This window comes from Micromonospora gifhornensis, from assembly GCF_016863515.1.
In the GTDB taxonomy this organism is placed as follows: domain Bacteria; phylum Actinomycetota; class Actinomycetes; order Mycobacteriales; family Micromonosporaceae; genus Micromonospora; species Micromonospora gifhornensis.
Window position 1 is genome coordinate 1 of record NZ_BOPA01000060.1, and the last position, 17,102, is coordinate 17,102.

At 72.1% G+C, this 17,102-nt stretch carries 18 protein-coding genes; 3 read left to right on the forward strand and 15 right to left on the reverse strand.

What is annotated here, in order from left to right:
* Together Vgi01_RS28400 and Vgi01_RS28405 are read right to left on the reverse strand one after the other, a co-directional pair.
* A partial coding sequence (locus Vgi01_RS28400) for a DUF2752 domain-containing protein (protein ID WP_239089207.1) occupies positions 1–609 on the reverse strand: 609 nt, incomplete at its 3' end.
* A gap of 5 nt (positions 610–614) precedes the next feature.
* Positions 615–1,844: a winged helix-turn-helix domain-containing protein gene (locus Vgi01_RS28405; RefSeq protein WP_204293104.1), complete on the reverse strand. Its 1,230-nt coding sequence runs from the start codon at positions 1,842–1,844 to the stop codon at positions 615–617.
* A 79-nt stretch (positions 1,845–1,923) separates the two neighbouring features.
* Between Vgi01_RS28405 and Vgi01_RS28410 the strand changes: the two genes are divergently transcribed.
* Entirely contained in the window at positions 1,924–2,475 is a 552-nt protein-coding gene (locus Vgi01_RS28410; protein ID WP_102660122.1) for a GNAT family N-acetyltransferase, read from the forward strand.
* Here Vgi01_RS28410 and Vgi01_RS28415 read toward each other — a convergent pair.
* On the reverse strand, positions 2,374–3,660 hold the full coding sequence (locus tag Vgi01_RS28415; RefSeq protein ID WP_204293111.1) for a glycosyltransferase family 87 protein: 1,287 nt from the start codon (positions 3,658–3,660) through the stop codon (positions 2,374–2,376). The genes Vgi01_RS28410 and Vgi01_RS28415 overlap by 102 nt on opposite strands.
* Positions 3,661–3,695: 35 nt before the next feature.
* Between Vgi01_RS28415 and Vgi01_RS28420 the strand changes: the two genes are divergently transcribed.
* Positions 3,696–4,313, forward strand: coding sequence for a GNAT family N-acetyltransferase (locus Vgi01_RS28420; protein WP_102660120.1), 618 nt, complete (start codon positions 3,696–3,698; stop codon positions 4,311–4,313).
* A 37-nt stretch (positions 4,314–4,350) separates the two neighbouring features.
* Here the strand turns inward: Vgi01_RS28420 and dapB are convergent, their stop codons facing one another.
* The 6 genes from dapB to truB all read right to left on the reverse strand — a co-directional run bounded on the left by dapB (position 4,351) and on the right by truB (position 11,797).
* Entirely contained in the window at positions 4,351–5,118 is a 768-nt protein-coding gene (gene dapB / locus Vgi01_RS28425; RefSeq protein ID WP_102660119.1) for a 4-hydroxy-tetrahydrodipicolinate reductase, read from the reverse strand.
* 197 nt (positions 5,119–5,315) lie between these two features.
* Positions 5,316–6,644 (reverse strand): M16 family metallopeptidase, encoded by a 1,329-nt coding sequence (locus Vgi01_RS28430; protein WP_204293112.1) that lies wholly within the window; start codon positions 6,642–6,644, stop codon positions 5,316–5,318.
* A gap of 187 nt (positions 6,645–6,831) precedes the next feature.
* Positions 6,832–9,213: a polyribonucleotide nucleotidyltransferase gene (locus Vgi01_RS28435; protein WP_102660118.1), complete on the reverse strand. Its 2,382-nt coding sequence runs from the start codon at positions 9,211–9,213 to the stop codon at positions 6,832–6,834.
* 223 nt (positions 9,214–9,436) lie between these two features.
* The gene (gene rpsO, locus Vgi01_RS28440; RefSeq protein WP_102660117.1) at positions 9,437–9,706 is read right to left on the reverse strand and encodes a 30S ribosomal protein S15; all 270 of its coding nucleotides are present in this window, start codon (positions 9,704–9,706) and stop codon (positions 9,437–9,439) included.
* Between the two features lie 209 nt (positions 9,707–9,915).
* The gene (locus Vgi01_RS28445; protein WP_102660116.1) at positions 9,916–10,845 is read right to left on the reverse strand and encodes a bifunctional riboflavin kinase/FAD synthetase; all 930 of its coding nucleotides are present in this window, start codon (positions 10,843–10,845) and stop codon (positions 9,916–9,918) included.
* A gap of 67 nt (positions 10,846–10,912) precedes the next feature.
* Positions 10,913–11,797, reverse strand: coding sequence for a tRNA pseudouridine(55) synthase TruB (gene truB, locus Vgi01_RS28450; protein WP_013732182.1), 885 nt, complete (start codon positions 11,795–11,797; stop codon positions 10,913–10,915).
* Between the two features lie 146 nt (positions 11,798–11,943).
* On the opposite strand from truB, the gene Vgi01_RS28455 reads away from it, so the two are divergent.
* Entirely contained in the window at positions 11,944–12,264 is a 321-nt protein-coding gene (locus Vgi01_RS28455; RefSeq protein ID WP_239089209.1) for a hypothetical protein, read from the forward strand.
* A gap of 59 nt (positions 12,265–12,323) precedes the next feature.
* Here Vgi01_RS28455 and Vgi01_RS28460 read toward each other — a convergent pair whose 3' ends face one another.
* From Vgi01_RS28460 to Vgi01_RS28485, 6 genes are all read right to left on the reverse strand, one after another.
* Positions 12,324–13,673 (reverse strand): MATE family efflux transporter, encoded by a 1,350-nt coding sequence (locus Vgi01_RS28460; protein WP_204293105.1) that lies wholly within the window; start codon positions 13,671–13,673, stop codon positions 12,324–12,326.
* Positions 13,674–14,208: 535 nt separating this feature from the next.
* Complete coding sequence (locus tag Vgi01_RS28465; protein WP_199180319.1) at positions 14,209–14,418, reverse strand: DUF6186 family protein; 210 nt, start codon at positions 14,416–14,418, stop codon at positions 14,209–14,211.
* Entirely contained in the window at positions 14,418–14,825 is a 408-nt protein-coding gene (locus Vgi01_RS28470; RefSeq protein ID WP_102660129.1) for a hypothetical protein, read from the reverse strand. Before Vgi01_RS28470 ends, Vgi01_RS28465 begins: the two co-directional genes overlap by 1 nt.
* 64 nt (positions 14,826–14,889) lie before the next feature.
* Entirely contained in the window at positions 14,890–15,963 is a 1,074-nt protein-coding gene (locus Vgi01_RS28475) for a DHH family phosphoesterase (RefSeq protein WP_204293114.1), read from the reverse strand.
* Positions 15,964–16,088: 125 nt separating this feature from the next.
* Positions 16,089–16,592 (reverse strand): 30S ribosome-binding factor RbfA, encoded by a 504-nt coding sequence (gene rbfA, locus Vgi01_RS28480; RefSeq protein ID WP_204293106.1) that lies wholly within the window; start codon positions 16,590–16,592, stop codon positions 16,089–16,091.
* Positions 16,593–16,725: 133 nt separating this feature from the next.
* On the reverse strand, positions 16,726–17,019 hold the full coding sequence (locus Vgi01_RS28485; protein WP_013732175.1) for a DUF503 domain-containing protein: 294 nt from the start codon (positions 17,017–17,019) through the stop codon (positions 16,726–16,728).
* Positions 17,020–17,102: the final 83 nt, after the last annotated feature.

Below are 17,102 nucleotides of genomic sequence, written 5' to 3' on the forward strand. Positions count from 1 at the left end.
GACGTAGAGGGTGGTGAAGGGGTACCAGGGGAGGTTGCGGGCTACGGAGAAGGCGAGCCAGGCGGCGAGGAAGACGCCTACCGCCTTCGGGCCGACGCGCAGCTCCGGCAGTCGCCAACCGAACGCCTGCTTGCCGGCCCAGGCGATGAAGAAGTACGCCAGGAAGGGCAGCGCGAAGACGAAGAGGAAATGGTGCCGGGCGGCGGCGGGCAGGTCGGCGTGCAGCACGTACCACAGCGCGCGGGTGCCACCACAGCCCGGACAGTCCAGCCCGGTGGTCAACTTGAGCAGGCAACTCGGCAGGGCGTCCGGCGCCGACCGGGTGGGGTCGCTGATCAGGGTGTAGCCGATGCCCGCGCCGACGCAGCCGAGCGCGGCCAACGGCACCACCCAGCGAGGCGTACGAGCGTGCAGCCGCGCGACGAACCGGGACAGCCGATCCGACTCGGCCACCGGATAGCCGCCCGGATATCCCTGCGGCCACTCACCCTGCCCCCCACCGTGCGGCGCGACACCGCCCGGCCCGACACCGCTCGGCCCGACACCGGGTGCTGTTGGTTCGCCCGTGGGCTGGTGCGGCTGGGCGGGCGGCCGGTCAACGCTCGTCACGAGCCTCACCGTACACCGGCCACGCCCAGCAGGGCGGCGGCCAGCGGGGCGGCGAGGTCACCGGCGGCCGGCGGCGCCACCGCGTCCAGGCCCAGCCAGCCGGCCAGGCGGTACAGCTCGGCGGCCAGCGCCACGGCGGTCTCCCCCGGGTCGGCGCCCGGCTCGATCCAGGCGGCCGGCACCAGCAGCACACCGGCCTTGCGGTCGGCCTTCAGGTCGACCCGGGCGGTGAAGCGTTCACCCTGCCGGAGCGGCAGCACGTAGTAGCCGTGCACCCGCTTCGCCGCCGGCACGTAGATCTCGATGCGGTAGCTGAAGTCGAACAGCCGCTCGGCACGGGCGCGTTCCCAGACCAACGGGTCGAACGGGCTGACAAGCGTGTTGCCGCGTACCCACCGGGGTAGCCGGGCGTCGGCGTGCAGCCAGGCCGGATGCCGCCAACCCTGCACCGTGACCGGTCTCAGCTCCCCCGCCTCGACCAGCTCGGCGATGGCCTGCCGGGCCCCGGCCACCGGCAGCCGGAAGTAGTCGCGCAGCTCCTGCTCCGCAGCCACCCCGAGGGACCGGGCGGCGATGCCGACAAGCGTGCGGTACGCCTCGGCGTCGGTCGGCGTCGGGGCGGCCAGCACCTCGGCCGGCAGCACCCGTTCGGGCAGGTCGTAGCGGCGGGCGAAGGAGGTGGTGCGCTCGGCGGCGCAGACCTCACCGGCCCAGAAGAGGAACTCCAGGGCCTGCTTGACCGCCGACCAGTTCCATCCCCAGTTGCCTGTCGTCCGGGGGGCGTCGTGCTCGATCTCGGCGGCGGTCAGCGGCCCTCGGGCGGCCACCTCCTCGCGGACCCAGGCCACCAGCTGTGGCTGCTCCTGAGCGATGTGGCGCATGCCGCTCCAGGCCTCGGCCTGTGCCCGGACCATCCGCCAGCGCAGCGCGGGATGCAGGCCGACCGGCACCAGCGACGCCTCGTGCCCCCAGTATTCGAACAGCGCCCGGGGGGCGCGGTAGGCGGCCGTGTCGAGCAGCGACGTCGGATAGGGCCCGATCCGGCTGTAGAGCGGCAGGTAGTGCGCCCGCTGAAGGACGTTCACCGAATCCATCTGGATCAGGCCGACCCGGTCGAGCACCCGACCCAGGTGCCGGCGGGTGGGCGCGCCGGTGGGCGCAGGGTCGGCGAAGCCCTGTGCGGCCAGCGCGATGCGCCGGGCCTGGGCGAGCGAGAGCGATTCCTTGGTGGCCATCGCGGGCAGGCTACGTCAGCGGTACGACACCCGTGCGCCACGCTGGACCTGCCGTCGTCGGCCGCGTAGAACGGCAGTCATGCCGACCATCCGCCGCGAGCAGGCCACCGACGCCGAGGCGATCGCCCGGGTGCACATCAGCGGATGGCGGGCCGGGTACGCCGGGATCATGCCGGACGAGGTGCTGGCTCGGCTCAACCCGGTCGCCTGGGCACAACGCCGCCGCGATCTCGGCACCGCCGAACCGGAGCACCCGTTCACCACCCTGCTCGCCGAGATCGACGGCGTGCTCGCCGGGTTCACCACCTTCGGGCCGTACCGCAACAACCAGGACCGGGGTGACCTCGACCCGACGTACGGCGAGGTGGTGGCGATGTACGTGGCACCCGAGCACTGGGGTGACGGCACCGCGAAGGCCCTCTTCACGGCGGCCCGGGCCGGCCTGCGTGAGCGGGGCTGGACGCAGTACCGGGTCTGGGTGCTGGCGGACAACCATCGGGCCCGCCGCTTCTACGAGCGGGCCGGGCTGTCACCGGACGGTGAGCGGTCGACCTATCAGGTGCCGCTGTCCGGCGGGCGTACGCCGCTCGGCCTGGTCGAGCTGCGCTACACCGGACGGCTCGACGACTGAGGCCGCCGGCCCGTCGGCCCGGACGGCTCCGCGCACCGGCAGGAGAGCCAGCAGCGCCAGGCTGATCCAGACGTACGTGTTGCTGAACACGAACCCGTCCAGGCCGGTGAAGTCCTTCTCCCACGCCCAGACGATCCGGCTGATCAGGAACCCGTACCCGACGATCGCGGCGGCCAGCAGCAGGCGGCGTCGGCGGCTGCGCGACGGCGCGGCCACGGCGCCCTCGACCAGCAGCAGCAGCGCCGGCAGCAGCCAGACCAGGTGGTGCACCCAGGTGACCGGGCTGACCAGACACATCACCGCGCCGGTCAGGGCCAGGCCGGCGGCCTCGTTCCCGGCGGACACGGCGGCGCGGGACCGCCACACCCAGAACGCCACCGTCGCGGCCACCAGCGCCAGCCAGGCCACTGTGCTGGGGCTGGTGGGGTCGAGCCGGGCCACCACGCCACGCAGCGACTGGTTGGAGACGAACGCCAGCTCACCGACCCGGCCGGTGTTCCACAACGCGGTGGTCCAGAACTCCCGGGAGGCGTCCGGGAACAGCGCCGCGGCGAGCACCGTCGCCCCGGTGGCGGCGGCGACAGCGGTGACCGCGGCCCGGATGCGACCGGTCACCAGCAGGTAGACGATGAAGATGCCCGGCGTGAGCTTGATCGCGGTGGCCAGGCCGATGCCGATGCCGGCCCACCGGCTGCCGCCCGGCAGCAGCCGCAGCAGATCCATCGCGACGAGGAACAACAGCAGCGTGTTGACCTGGCCGAAGTTGATGGTCTCGCGCATCGGCTCGAACGCGGCGGCGAGGCAGAGCGCCACCGCGAAGGCGAACCAGCGGGTCCAGCCGGCCCGGCGCGACACCGGGTCGAGCAGCCACCAGATCAACACCGCGCTGGTCGCCACGCCGGCGACCACGCTCACCACGATCGCCGCGTGCCAGGGCAGGTACGCCATCGGCAGCATCAGCAACGCGGCGAACGGCGGATAGGTGAAGCCGTACTGGGTGCCGGGGCGCAGGTAGTCGTAGAGTTCCCCGCCGTCGCGGGCCCACCAGACCAACGCCCCCCGGTAGACCTGGAGGTCGAAGAAGCCGTGTCGGGCCGCCGCCACGGACAGGAAGGCGGCCACCGCGACAGCGAGCACGACCACGACGACGATCTGTCCGACCGTCCGCCTGGCACCCTGCGCCACCGTCGCCTCCCTCACCCTGCGTAGGCTGTCGTCCCATGGCTCTCGGGTTTGTCCGCCCGGCGCGTCCCGAGGACGCCGGCGAGATCGCACGCATCCAGCTCGCCACGTGGCGGGTCGCCTACCGGCGACTGCTGCCCCGGCACGTGCTGGCCAACCTCGACGAGGCGTTGCTCGCCCAACGCTGGGACGCTGCGGTACGTCAACCGCCCAGCGAGAACCATCGGGTACTGGTCGCCGTCGAGCAGGCCGAGCAATCGTATCTGGTGGGCTTCGCCGCTTCCGGTCCGGTCGACGCCGAGGCGCTGGCCCCGAACGAGCCGGCCGAGGCCCTCGGCCCGGACGTGGTCGCGGTGACCGACCTGCTGGTCGAGCCCCGGTGGGGCCGCCGTGGACACGGCAGCCGACTGCTGGCCGCCAGCGTCGACCTGTGGCGCGAATCCGGCTTCAGCACGGCCCTGGCCTGGGTGTTCGAGGGCGACCAGGCGTCCCGCAAGTTCCTCACCGCCGCCGGCTGGGAACCCGACGGCGCGGGCCGCGCGCTGGACGTGGACGACATGCTGGTCCCCCAGCTCCGGCTGCACGTCGCCGTCCCCACCGAGCCGACCACCCCCACCGACCCGACCGTCCCCACCGAGCCGACCGACGCCTCCTGAAGGCCCACCACGCGGGCTCCTGACCGGTCTCGAACGGTCAGTCGAGCAGTGGGTCCAGGCCGACGGTCAGGCCGGGGCGGTTGCCGACGGCGCGGACCGCGACAAGCACGCCGGGCATGAACGAGACCCGGTCGTACGAGTCGTGCCGAATGGTCAGCGTCTCACCGGTGGTGCCGAAGAGCACCTCCTGGTGGGCGACCAGCCCGGTGGCGCGGACCGCGTGCACGCGTACCCCGTCGATGTCGGCGCCGCGGGCACCGGCGACCTCGTCGGCGGTGGCGTCCGGCACCGGGCCCAGGCCGGCCTCGGCGCGGGCCGCGGCGATCAGGCGGGCAGTGTGGGTGGCGGTGCCGCTGGGCGCGTCGAGCTTGCGCGGATGATGCTGCTCGATGATCTCGACGGACTCGAAGTGCCGGGCCGCGCGGGCCGCGAACTGCATCATCAGTACGGCGCCGATGCCGAAGTTCGGGGCGATCACCACGCCGACGCCCGGCTTGCCTGCCAACCAGTCGCGCACCTGGTCGAGGCGCTGCTCGGTGAAGCCCGTGGTGCCGACCACCGCGTGAATGCCCTGCTCGATGCACCAGCGCAGGTTGTCCATGACCACACCGGGGGTGGTGAAGTCGACCACCACCTGCGCACCGGCGTCCGCCACCGCAGCCAGTTCGTCGCCCTGGTCCACCGCCGCCACCAGCGTCGTGTCGGCAGCGGCGTCGACGGCCTTGCACACCTCGGCACCCATCCGACCCCGCGCACCCAGCACGCCGACCCGGATCGGCCCACCCTTTTCCCGCTCGTCAGTCACGCGGCACAACCTATCCCAAGCGGCTCCGCAGCCACCGCCAGAGGCAGCAGATACGGCGTGATCGACTCCGTTACGCCGCAGTGGCGGTATCCGGCCGACCGGGTCACCGCCATCGCGCCGTAACGGTGTTGATCTCCGCCCGCCCCGAGACCAGCCCGGGCGAGCAGGGCGGGGCGAGCAGGGCGGGGCGGGGACGGTCAGGCGGAGAAGTCGCGGTCGGCGAAGGGGCCGACGACTGCCAGGGACATGGGTCGGGCGAGCAGGTCGGCGGCGAGGGTGTTGACGTCGTCCAGGGTGACCGCGTCGACCCGGTCGAGCAGTTCGTTGACCGGCATCAGGTTGCCGTAGAGCAGCTCACCCTTGGCCAGTCGACTCATCCGCGAGCCGGTGTCCTCCAGGCCGAGCACGAACGACCCCTTGCTCATCCCCTTGCCCCGGGCCAGCTCGGCCTCGGTGATGCCCTGTTCGGCGGTACGCGCCAGTTCGGCGCGAGTCAGCTCCAGCACCTCGTCGACCCGCCCGGGCGCACAACCGGCGTAGACGCCGAACAGTCCACTGTCGGCGTACTGGCTGGCGTAGGAGTAGACCGAGTAGGCCAACCCTCGCTGCTCCCGGATCTCCTGGAACAGCCGGCTGGACATGCCGCCGCCGAGCACGTTGTTCAGTACGCCGAGCGCGAAGCGACGCTCGTCGAGCCGGTCGATGGCCGGGCAGCCGAGCACGACGTGCGCCTGCTCGGTCTCCTTCACCTGCACCACAGTGCTGGCGGCCCGGGTGCGTACCGCCGGGGTGGCCGGTCGGTGCGGCGCGGGCGACGCCGGGTCGGTGTCCAGGGGGGTGCCGCGCAGCGCCTGCCGGACGAGCCGGACCACGGCGGCGTGGTCGAGGTTGCCGGCGGCGGCGATGACGATCTGCGGCGCGACGTACCGACGCCGGTAGAAGGTCTGGATCTGGCGGCGGGTCATCGGGGTGACCGTGTCCGAGGTGCCGGAGATCAGCCGGCCCAACGGATGGTCGCCGTAGACGGCCCGGGCGAACAGGTCGTGCACCTCGTCGCCCGGCTCGTCGTCGTGCATGGCGATCTCTTCGAGGATCACGCCCCGCTCGGTCTCCACATCGGCCGGTTCCAGCACCGAGTCGGCGACCAGGTCACACATCACGTCGATGGCCAGCGGCAGGTCCTCGTCGAGCACCCGGGCGTAGTAGCAGGTGTACTCCTTCGTGGTGAAGGCGTTTGTCTCACCGCCCACCGCCTCGATCGACGAGGAGATCTCCAGCGCGCCCCGCTTGTGGGTGCCCTTGAACAGCAGGTGTTCCAGGAAATGCGCGGCTCCGGCCGTGGGCCCGGTCTCGTCCCGCGATCCGACGGCGACCCAGATGCCGAACGAGACGCTCCGCATCGCCGGGATCGCCTCGGTCAGTACCCGCAGCCCGCTGGGCAGCACGGTGCGGCGCACCGTACCCCCCAGGGGGTCCTCGCTCAGCGTCCGGGTGACGGCCCGGGTCGAGCCGCCGGCCGACCGGATGGTGCCGACGGCGTGCCGGTCGGTGCCGGGTGGCGTCGCCCCCGGGCGAGCCACGGACGGGAACGAACGCCGGGTACGACTCACGGCAACCTGCTTCCAGTACGACGAGGGTGGTGGACGGTGACGAACCGGCCGGGCGACTTCGTCGCCCGGCCGGTCAGCGGATCAGTTCAGTACGGGTGGGAGATCAGCTGTGCCGGGTGCGCCGGCGCGGCCGGGAATCGCCGCCACCTTCGCCGCCGCCTTCGCCGCCCTCGCCCCGCTCCGGGCCACGGCCGCCCCGGTCACCGCCGCGCTCACGGTCACCCCGGTCACGCGGGGCACGGTCACCCCGGTCACCACGGCTGGCCGGCCGCTCGCCACCCGCCTCGGCGGGAGCCGGTGCCTCGGCACCCTCGGGACGGACCTTGTCCAGGTAGATCTTGCCGCGCTGGTCGATGTCGGCGATCTCGACCTCGACCCGGTCGCCGACGTTGAGGAAGTCCTCGACCTTCTCGACCCGCTTGCCGTCGCCCACCTTGGAGATGTGCAGCAGGCCGTCACGACCCGGCAGCAGCGAGATGAACGCGCCGAACGGTGCGGTCTTGACCACCGTCCCGAGGAACCGGTCGCCGGCCTTCGGCATGGTCGGGTTGGCGATCGCGTTGATCCGCTCGACCGCCGCCTGCGCCGACGGGCCGTTGGTGGCGCCGACGTAGATCGTGCCGTCGTCCTCGATGGAGATCTCGGCGCCGGTCTCGTCCTGGATGGCGTTGATGGTCTGACCCTTCGGGCCGATCACCATGCCGATCTTGTCGACCGGGATCTTCACCGTGGTGACCCGCGGCGCGTAGTCGGACATCTCGGCCGGAGCCTCGATGGCCCGCTGCATCACGTCGAGGATGGTCTGCCGGGCCTCGTGGGCCTGCTGGAGCGCGGCGGCCAGCACGTCGGACGGGATGCCGTCGAGCTTGGTGTCGAGCTGCAACGCGGTCACGAAGTCCCGGGTGCCGGCGACCTTGAAGTCCATGTCACCGAAGGCGTCCTCGGCACCGAGGATGTCGGTGAGCGTCACGTACTGGGTCTTGCCGTCGACCTCGTCGGAGATGAGGCCCATGGCGATGCCGGCCACCGGGGCCTTCAGCGGCACACCGGCGCTGAGCAGACCCAGCGTCGAGGCGCAGACCGAACCCATCGAGGTGGAGCCGTTGGAGCTCAGCGCCTCGGAGACCTGGCGGATGGCGTACGGGAACTCCTCGCGCGCGGGCAGCACCGGGATCAGTGCCCGCTCCGCCAGCGCGCCGTGGCCGATCTCGCGACGCTTCGGCGAGCCGACCCGGCCGGTCTCACCGGTCGAGTACGGCGGGAAGTTGTAGTTGTGCATGTAGCGCTTGGACTTCTCCGGGGAGAGGGTGTCCAGCGCCTGCTCCATGCGCAGCATGTTGAGCGTGGTGACGCCGAGGATCTGCGTCTCGCCGCGCTCGAACAGCGCCGAGCCGTGCACCCGGGGCAGTACGCCGACCTCGGCGCTCAGCGGCCGGATGTCGCGCGGGCCACGCCCGTCGATGCGGACCTGCTCACGCAGGACCCGGTTGCGCACCTCGGACTTGGTCAGCGAGCGGAAGGCAGCCGACAGCTCCTTCTCCCGGCCCTCGAAGCGCGGGCCGAGCTCCTCCACCAGGCGGGACTTGATCGCGTCCAGGGCTTCCTCGCGGTCCGCCTTGCCGGCGATCTGGAGGGCCTCGGCGACGTCGGCGCGAGCGACCTCGGCAACCGCGTCGTACGCGTCGTCCTGGTAGTCCAGGAAGACCGGGAACTCGGCGACCGGCTTGGCGGCGACCTCGGCCAGCTCGCTCTGCGCCCGGCACAGCTCACGGATGGCCGGCTTGGCGGCCTCCAGGCCGCTGGCCACGACCTCCTCGGTGGGGGCCGGGGCACCGTCGGCGACCAGCTTGACGGTGTGCTCGGTGGCCTCGGCCTCGACCATCATGATCGCGACGTCGCCGTCGGCCAGGGCCCGACCGGCCACCACCATGTCGAAGGTGGCGCGGCTCAGCTCGTCGTGGGTCGGGAAGGCGACCCACTGGCCGTCGACGTGCGCCATCCGGGTCGCCCCGATCGGGCCGGAGAACGGCAGGCCGGACAGCTTGGTCGACATCGAGGCGGCGTTGATCGCCACCACGTCGTACGGGTGCTGCGGGTCGAGCGCGAGGATCGTCTCGACGACCTGGACCTCGTTGCGCAGGCCCTTGACGAAGGACGGGCGCAGCGGCCGGTCGATCAGGCGGCAGGTGAGGATGGCGTCCTCGCTGGGCCGGCCCTCGCGACGGAAGAACGAGCCGGGGATGCGGCCCGCGGCGTACATCCGCTCCTCGACGTCGACGGTCAGCGGGAAGAAGTCGAACTGCTCCTTCGGCTGCTTGCCGGCGGTGGTGGCGGAGAGGACGACCGTCTCGCCGAGTTGGGCGATGACGGAGCCGGCGGCCTGACGGGCCAGCCGGCCGGTGGAGAAGGTGATCTCACGGGTGCCGAAGGACCCGTTGTCGATCACGGCGGTGCGGGATTCGGTGCCGAGTTTGGTCTCGGTCATGGTGCGGCAATGCTCCTTCGCATCGGGGGGCCACGAGCGGGAGCTGTACCGACGGCCGGTCTTCGATCGAAGCGCCCGGGACCACCGACGAGATGCCGGATGCCCGGAGGCCACTACCGGAGACCGGTACGCCGACGGCTCCCCTGTCTGGGTGCCCGCAGCCCGTGTCTGGAGGTGGGACGCCGACGGGGGAGCGGCCCGGTGGCCACTCCCCCGTCTCACGTCACCGGCGCAGGCCGAGCCGCTCGATGAGCGACCGGTAGCGGTTGATGTCCTTCTTCTGCACGTAGTTGAGCAGCCGACGGCGGCGGCCGACCAGCAGCAGCAGCCCACGGCGGCTGTGGTGGTCGTGCTTGTGCACCTTCAGGTGCTCGGTGAGATCGGCGATCCGCTTGGTGAGGACCGCGACCTGTACCTCCGGCGACCCGGTGTCACCGTCGGCGGTCGCGTACTCCTCGCGGATCTTGGCCTTTGCCTGCTGGTCGAGCGCCATGTTCTCCCTGTTTCAGTGGGTTGTCGATGCAAGTCCGTGCGGGCCAGGCTGAATTGCCACAGGCTGGGGACCGTCTCCGGACCGTCCTCGCATCCGCGGCGTCGAGCAGACATGCGAGGACTCACGTCGGTCAGCCGACGTCTCCGCCAGCCTACCAGCACCTCGTCCCGATCGCCCGGATGAGGCCACTGAGTGCCGCGCCCGGCGGGTCAGTCCAGCGCCCGGCGGGTCCGCTCGACGTCCTGGGCGATCTGGGCCACCAGCGGCTCGATGCCATCGAAGCGGACCTGCCCCCGCAGATGCGCCACGAAATCCAGGGCCAGCCGCTCGCCGTACAGGTCGCCGGTGAAGTCCAGCGCGTACGCCTCGACCCGACGTTCCCGCCCCGAGAAGGTCGGGTTGGTGCCGATCGAGACGGCCGCGCCCAGCGGCTCACGTTGGCCGCGCCGGATCAGCCGGGCGGCGTAGATGCCGTCGGCGGGAATCGCGGCGTACCGGTGGCAGAGCAGGTTCGCGGTCGGGAAGCCCAGCTCCCGGCCGCGCTGGTCGCCCCGGACGACCACGCCCTCCAGCCGGTGCGGCCGGCCCAACGCACTGGCCGCCGCCGTCACGTCGCCGGCATCCACGCAGGAGCGGATGTATGTCGAGGAGAAGACCGTGCCGGCCTCGGCCACCAGCGGGGCGCTCTCCACGGCAAAGCCGAAGGTACGACCGAGTTGCTCCAGCAACGCCACGTCCCCGGCGGCCCGGTGCCCGAACCGGAAGTTGTCCCCCACCACCACCAGCGCGGCGTGCAGGTGCTCGACCAGCACGTCATGGACGAACGCCTCGGCCGGCAGCCGGGAGAACTCGGGCGTGAACGGCACCACACAGAGCACGTCGACGCCGAGCGCCTCGATCAACTCCGCCTTGCGGGCCGGCTCGGTGAGCACCGCCGGATGGGAGCCCGGCCGGACCACCTCCGCCGGGTGCGGATCGAAGGTGACCACGACCGACTGCACGCCCAACTCCCGGGCGCGGGCCACCGCGTACCCGATGGTGGCCTGGTGGCCCTTGTGCACGCCGTCGAAGACACCGATGGTGACGACCGCGCGTCCCCAGCCCCCCGGCGCCGCGTCGTACCCCCGCCACCGCTGCATGCTGATCCTTTCCTGTCGCCGAAGTCGCCGGTGTCGCCGGTGTCCCGCCCCGGTGCACCGGCCGCTGTCACGCCGGGGCGAGCACGATCTCCGCGCGGGCCCGACCGGCCCGCTCGCTGACGATAGCGATCAGCTGGCCGGCCGGATCGAAGACCGCGTACGGCCCGGCGTGGCCGACCGCGTCGAGTGGTCCGCCGTGGGAGAGCACCTTCGCCTCGTCCGGGCTGGCGTCCCGGCGGGTGAAGAACCGGGCGGCCGCCGCCGCCAGCGGCAGATCGACCACCTCGGGCGCCCGTTGCTCCAGCTCGTCGAGGGTGGCGGCCTCGGCCAGGGTGAAACCGCCCACAGCGGTACGCCGCAGGGCGGTGAGGTGCCCGCCGACCTGCAGCGCCAGGCCCGCGTCCCGGGCGATCGCCCGGATGTACGTGCCTGTCGAACAGGCCACCTCGACGTCGACGTCCACCAGGTCGGGCTGGTCGCGGCGGATCGCCAGGACGTCCAGCCGGGACACGGTGACCCGCCGGGCGGGCAGGTCGACGCTCTCGCCGTCCCGCACCCGCTTGTAAGCCCGCTGCCCATTGATCTTGATGGCGCTGACCGCGCTCGGCACCTGGTCGATCTCGCCGGTCAGCGCGGCCAGGGCGGCGCGGATCGCCTCATCGGTCACGCCACCGGCGGGTGCGGTGGAGATCACGTCGCCTTCCGCGTCGTCGGTGACTGTGGACTGCCCCAACCGGATGGTGGCGGCGTAGGTCTTGTCGGCACCGATCACGTACGTCAGCAGGCGGGTCGCCCGCCCCACCCCGATCACCAGCACGCCGGTGGCCATCGGATCGAGGGTGCCTCCGTGGCCCACCCGCCGGGTACGCGCGAGGCGGCGCAGCCGCGCCACCACATCGTGCGACGTCATGCCGCCCGGCTTGTCCACCACGATCAGACCGTCTGTGCTCACGACGTGCAAGCCTGCCAGATCGACGTGGCGCGCTCGGCAGCGGACGACCGGCCCCCGAAACCGGATTTACGGTGTGGAACCCGGCTGTAACGATGAGCTGACAGCGGCGTCGGCCGACCGGCGCCGCCGACCACGGGGAGACCGAGATGACCAGCGACGGCACACCCACCGAGCGGCCCGCCACAGAAGAGAAGATCCACCTGCGTACGCCCCGACCGGCGAGCACGCTGCCGGCCTGGATGCTCGATCCGCCACCGCCGAGGCGCACCCTGGGCGGCCGGATCGCCCAGGCGTTCGCCGCGTTGCCCGGCGCGGACCGGCTGCGCCGCCGTTGGTGGGCCTGGCAGGACCGGGAGCGCCTATACCAGCGCTATCCGACCGCCTTCAAGCTGGTCGCCATGGTCGTCTCCTGGGTCCTGGTGATGGCCCTGGTGCTGCTGGTCTACGCCCTCTACGGCCAGAGCTGACCCCTGCGGGTGATCCGAGACGGCCGACAGGATGCGACCTACCCGCCGGCCGGAGGGGCTCAGGAGGCGGTTCGCGCGCGGCTCTCCGTGCGGACCGCCCCGGTGACCGCCCAGGCGCCGCTGCGCAGGCGCAGCAGCAGGCCGATCAGCCGGATCACGACGAACAGCAACAGACCCGCCCAGATGCCGCCGAGGCCGAGGGCGAAGGCGTGGGAGAGCCAGATCGCGGGAAGGAATCCGCCGAGGGCGCCGACCATGGTCAGATTTCGCAGATAGCGGATGTCACCGGCACCGATCAGGACGCCGTCGAGGGCGAACACCACCCCGGCCAGCGGCAGCATGACGACGAACCAGGGCCAGGCCACCAACGCCTGCTCGTGTACGCCCGGGTCGGAGCTGAACCAGGTCGGCACCACGCCCGCACCGGCTGCGGCCAGCACGGCGAACGCCGCCCCGCAGACCGCACCGAACCGACCGATCCGTTTGGCGAGCGTGCTTGCCGCCACCGCGTCGCCGGCTCCGAGCGCGGCGCCGACCAGCGCCTGCGCGGCGATCGCCAGCGCGTCGAGCACCAGCGCCGCGAAGAACCAGAGTTGTACCGCGATCTGGTGGGCACCGACCGCGGCGGCGCCGAACCGGGCGGCGACCGCCGTCGCGGACAGGAAGCTGGCCTGGAACGCCAGGCCCCGGATCAACAGGTCGCGGCTGAGTACGAGTTGCTGGCCGATGACCCGCGGACGGGGTCGCAGGGCCACCCGCTCGGACACCAGTGCCGCGGCGAAGAGCACTCCGGAGAGGGTCTGGGCGATGACGTTCGCCACCGCGGAGCCGTTGAGGCCCATGCCCACGGGGTAGACCAGCACCGGGCAGAGCACTGCGGAGAGCAGGTTGGGCCCGACCACGAACCACAGCGGCCGTCGGGTGTCCTGTACGCCGCGCAGCCAGCCGTTGCCGGCTGCGGCGAGCAGCAGCCCGGGTGCGCCGAACGCGGCGATCCGCAGCCATTCGCCGGCGGCCCGGCCCACGTCACCACCGCCGGCCAGGGCACCGGTCAGCGCCGGGCCACCCACCTGCATGCCGACGGCGACCAGTACACCCAGGGCCAGGGCCAGCCAGGACGCCTGGACACCCTCGGCCACCGCGGCGGCCCGGTCGCCGGCGCCGAAGCGGCGAGCCGCCCGCCCGGTCGTGCCGTACGCGACGACGGTGCCCACCCAGGCGGTGAGGGTCATCACGGTGCCGCCGACGGCGACCGCCGCCAACGGGACCTGGCCGAGGTGTCCGACGACAGCGGTGTCCACCAGGACGTAGAGCGGCTCGGCGGCGAGGACCACGAGGGCCGGCAGGGCGAGCGCGGCGATCCGGCGCAGCGAGGCGACCTGGTCGACGGCGGGCGTGGAGTGGCTCATCGCCGCCGATACTGGCACGCGATGTGTAAGGAGACAAGACCGAGGCGCTGCTTACCTTCGGCGGGTCGTGTCACACCGTCGGGCGGGCAGCGGAGGGTCGGATGGAGCAGGAGAACTGCCGGACGGTGACGCCGTACGCACGGGGGCGGCTCGGCGTCACCGCCGGTCGCGTACCGTCACTGACGGGTGTCCATGGAGGTCTGCAGGGCGCGGCGGGCCTGCTCGCGGGCCTCGTCGGTGGTCTCGGGCTTGGGCTTGGCGGCCATGGTGGAACCCCTTCCAGGGCGCGCGTCGCCGAACACGGCGGCGCGTCACGGGCGGTGTCGCTGACGGTGCCCGGCCACGGGCTCCGGGGTCGCCGGAGCGGGTGGTTGGACGACCTTACGGCCCGGGTCGGTCGACCCTGGAGGAAAGCGGTGCAGGGTATGGCTCCGCCATCCTGACCTGCGCCATAGTGGCGTCGGCCGATACCCAAGTTATCGTTCAGGTCCACATGTTGTCCGGTGTTCCCGGCATCTGGACAGGTCCGCCCCCGTCACCGAGCCAGGAAATGCCACCCCACCCACCACCAGAAACCGAACAGCCCGATCCGCCCGACCGGGACCGGGCCCACCTCGTAACGCATCACGTAGGCGCATACCTCACCGAGGGTCGGAATCCGTGAACCCTCCCGGCGGGCCAGCCACTCCACCAGCCCGAACAGCGCCAACCCGACCAGAAATCCACCGATCGCCACTGCCCGCATCATCGCCGCACCAGCCCCCAGAACGCCGACAGCCACACCAGCCAGCCGGCCGACCGCACCAGCCGATCCTCCAGCAGCGGGTCCGCCAGCAACGAGAAGGTGGGGAAATCCTCGCCCGCGGCCGAGAAGAATGTCGCACCTTCGAAGACGCCGAACACCAGCACCGGCAGCGTCCACCAGACCGCACCCGAACTCAGCCGCCGCGGCGCCGGCCGGCGCGGCACCCGGTTCGACAGACCGAGCCAGATCAGCACACCGCCGGTACCGAAGACATAGAGGTTGGCCTCCGTCGAGAAGGACGGGAAACGACCGCCGACCAGAGAGAGAGCGACGAGCACAGGCACGCTGACGACCGGGCGTTCCCAGGTACGAGGGGCGTCGAGGGTGAGGTCGTGGGGCTGCTCCATCATCCGATTCTCCCGATCCTGTCCAGGTACGGAAATGTCGACACCCCCGGAAGCGACCCTGATATCACCCCTGCCGGTCGACGCCTTCCCGTACCGCAGGCACGTTCAGTTCCGTCCGGATCCGCTCGATGACCTCGTCGACGGTCCCCCGGGCGCTGAAGCCGGCGGCGAGGCGATGCCCACCACCGCCCAGCGCGACGGCCACCCGACTGACGTCGACCGCGCCCTTGCTGCGCAGCGACACCGCCCACTCGGCCGGCCCGGTCTGCTTGACCACACAGCTCACGTCGGCCTCCGCGGTGCACCGCACCGGGTCGATGAGGGCCTCCAGCACGTACGGTCGCTGCTCGTGCCGCGCCAGGTCGTCAAGCGTCGCGTAGGTCCACACCAGGCCGATCCCACCGGCGGCGGCGGGTTCCAGCCGGGCCCGACCGAGCACCTCTCCGAAGAGTCGCACCGCACCGAACGGACGGTTGTCGAAGATCCGCCGGGAGATCTCGCCGGGCCGGATGCCGGTGGCCAACAGCCGGGCCGCCATCTCGTGCACCGACGCGGTGGTCGCGTCGAACCGGAACGAGCCGGTGTCCGTGCTCAGCGCGACGTACAGGCACTCGGCGATGCCCGCATCGAGCGGTACGCCGAGCCGAGCCAGCAACTCCTCCGCGACCACCGACGTCGCCGCGGCACCCGGATCGACCAGATTGACGTCACCGAAGCCGGGGTTCGACGCGTGATGGTCGAGCACCAGGGCGGTGCCGGTCCCGGTCAACCGGCCGGCCAGCTCACCGAGGCGCGACGTGCTCGCCGCGTCGAAACAGATGACCAGATCCGGTGCCGGCTCCGCCTCCGTCGCCGGCACCAGCAACTCCATGCCGGGCAGCCCGCGCAACGGCTCGGGAATCTCCGGCGGGCCGGGAAAGGTCGCCTGCAACCGCCCCACGCCGAGCCGGCGCAGGCCGAGCCCGAAGCCGAGCATGCTGCCCAGCGCGTCACCGTCCGGGTTGACGTGGCAGATCAGCAGCACCCGGGCGTCCGGTGGCAACCGGCGCACCGCCGCCACTGCCGCCGCCCAGTCCGCCTCGGTCGGCCCCGCCGATCCGGCTAGTGCGCCCGCCGATCCGGCTTGTGCGCCCGCCAGCCGGTCCGGGACCGCACCGGAGGAACCCGGCTGCTCCGGGACCGCACCGCCGACACCGACCCGCGCCGCCCCCGGCGGCGTGTCAGTCGGCCCCACCTCGGTCGTGGCACCGCCGGACGGGGCGGTCACCGCCGGTCCCCGCCCCGGTCCCCGTCGGAGTCGCCAGCGTCGGCCTCGTCGCCGTCCTCGGCCTCGTCGATGTCCTCTTCCTCGGCCTCCAGGCGGTACGGCTGGGCGTCACCGGCGTACGCGGCCCGGGCCGCGAGGCGCTGCACCTCGGCGTCGGCGTTACGGGCCGCCGCGAGCAGATCGTCGATGTGCTTGACCTGATCCTGCACGTCGTCGAGAACGAAGGTCAGGGTCGGCGAGTGCCGCACGCCGAGCGCCTTGCCGACCGTGCTGCGCAGCATGCCCTTGGCGCTGTCCAGCGCGGCTGCGGTGCCCGCCTGGGCCGCCGCGTCACCGAGCACGGTGTAGAAGACCGTGGCGTCGCGAAGGTCGGCGGTGATCCGGGCATCGGTGATCGTGATCATGCCCAGCCGCGGGTCCTTGATCTGGCTCCGCACCACCGACGCGACCAGTTCACGCACCCGTTCCGCGTGCCGGCGTACCTTGGCCGGATCCGTCATCTCGCCACCTCCACGGCGTACCGCTACCGACCGGACCGGATGACGCCGAACGTCACCGGGCCCGGACCGGCCCTGACAACTCGAACCCTACCCGCGCCGCACCCGCCCCCGCGCGGGGCGGCCGATGCCCCGGTCAGTCCTCCTCGCCGTGCAGCCGGCGACGCACCGACAGCAGTTCGATCTCCGGCCGACCGGCCACCATTCGCTCACAGGAGTCGAGCACCTCGCGGGCGTGCGCCGCCTCGGCAGCCACGACCGCCACACCTATCTCCGCTCGCCCGTGCAGGTCGAGCGCGCCCACCTCAGCGGCCGAGACCTCGAAGCGGCGCAGCGCCGCCACGATCGGCCGTACGTAGGATCTCTTGGCCTTCAGCGACCGGGAGTCACCCGGCAGCAGCAGGTCGAATACTGCGGTTGCGGTGTACATCGTCTGCGGACACTACCCGCACCCCACCCCACATGATCAAGGGGTTTACGCCTTTCGGCGTAAACCCCTTGATCAGTGCGTCA

Coding starts and splice junctions, on each gene's coding strand:
- Vgi01_RS28405 (WP_204293104.1), bottom strand. CDS start 1,844: ATGGCCACCAAGGAATCGCTCTCGCTCGCCCAGGCCCGGCGCATCGCG.
- Vgi01_RS28410 (WP_102660122.1), top strand. CDS start 1,924: ATGCCGACCATCCGCCGCGAGCAGGCCACCGACGCCGAGGCGATCGCC.
- Vgi01_RS28420 (WP_102660120.1), top strand. CDS start 3,696: ATGGCTCTCGGGTTTGTCCGCCCGGCGCGTCCCGAGGACGCCGGCGAG.
- Vgi01_RS28435 (WP_102660118.1), bottom strand. CDS start 9,213: ATGACCGAGACCAAACTCGGCACCGAATCCCGCACCGCCGTGATCGAC.
- rpsO (WP_102660117.1), bottom strand. CDS start 9,706: ATGGCGCTCGACCAGCAGGCAAAGGCCAAGATCCGCGAGGAGTACGCG.
- Vgi01_RS28445 (WP_102660116.1), bottom strand. CDS start 10,845: ATGCAGCGGTGGCGGGGGTACGACGCGGCGCCGGGGGGCTGGGGACGC.
- Vgi01_RS28455 (WP_239089209.1), top strand. CDS start 11,944: ATGACCAGCGACGGCACACCCACCGAGCGGCCCGCCACAGAAGAGAAG.
- Vgi01_RS28460 (WP_204293105.1), bottom strand. CDS start 13,673: ATGAGCCACTCCACGCCCGCCGTCGACCAGGTCGCCTCGCTGCGCCGG.
- Vgi01_RS28465 (WP_199180319.1), bottom strand. CDS start 14,418: ATGCGGGCAGTGGCGATCGGTGGATTTCTGGTCGGGTTGGCGCTGTTC.
- Vgi01_RS28470 (WP_102660129.1), bottom strand. CDS start 14,825: ATGGAGCAGCCCCACGACCTCACCCTCGACGCCCCTCGTACCTGGGAA.
- rbfA (WP_204293106.1), bottom strand. CDS start 16,592: ATGACGGATCCGGCCAAGGTACGCCGGCACGCGGAACGGGTGCGTGAA.
- Vgi01_RS28485 (WP_013732175.1), bottom strand. CDS start 17,019: ATGTACACCGCAACCGCAGTATTCGACCTGCTGCTGCCGGGTGACTCC.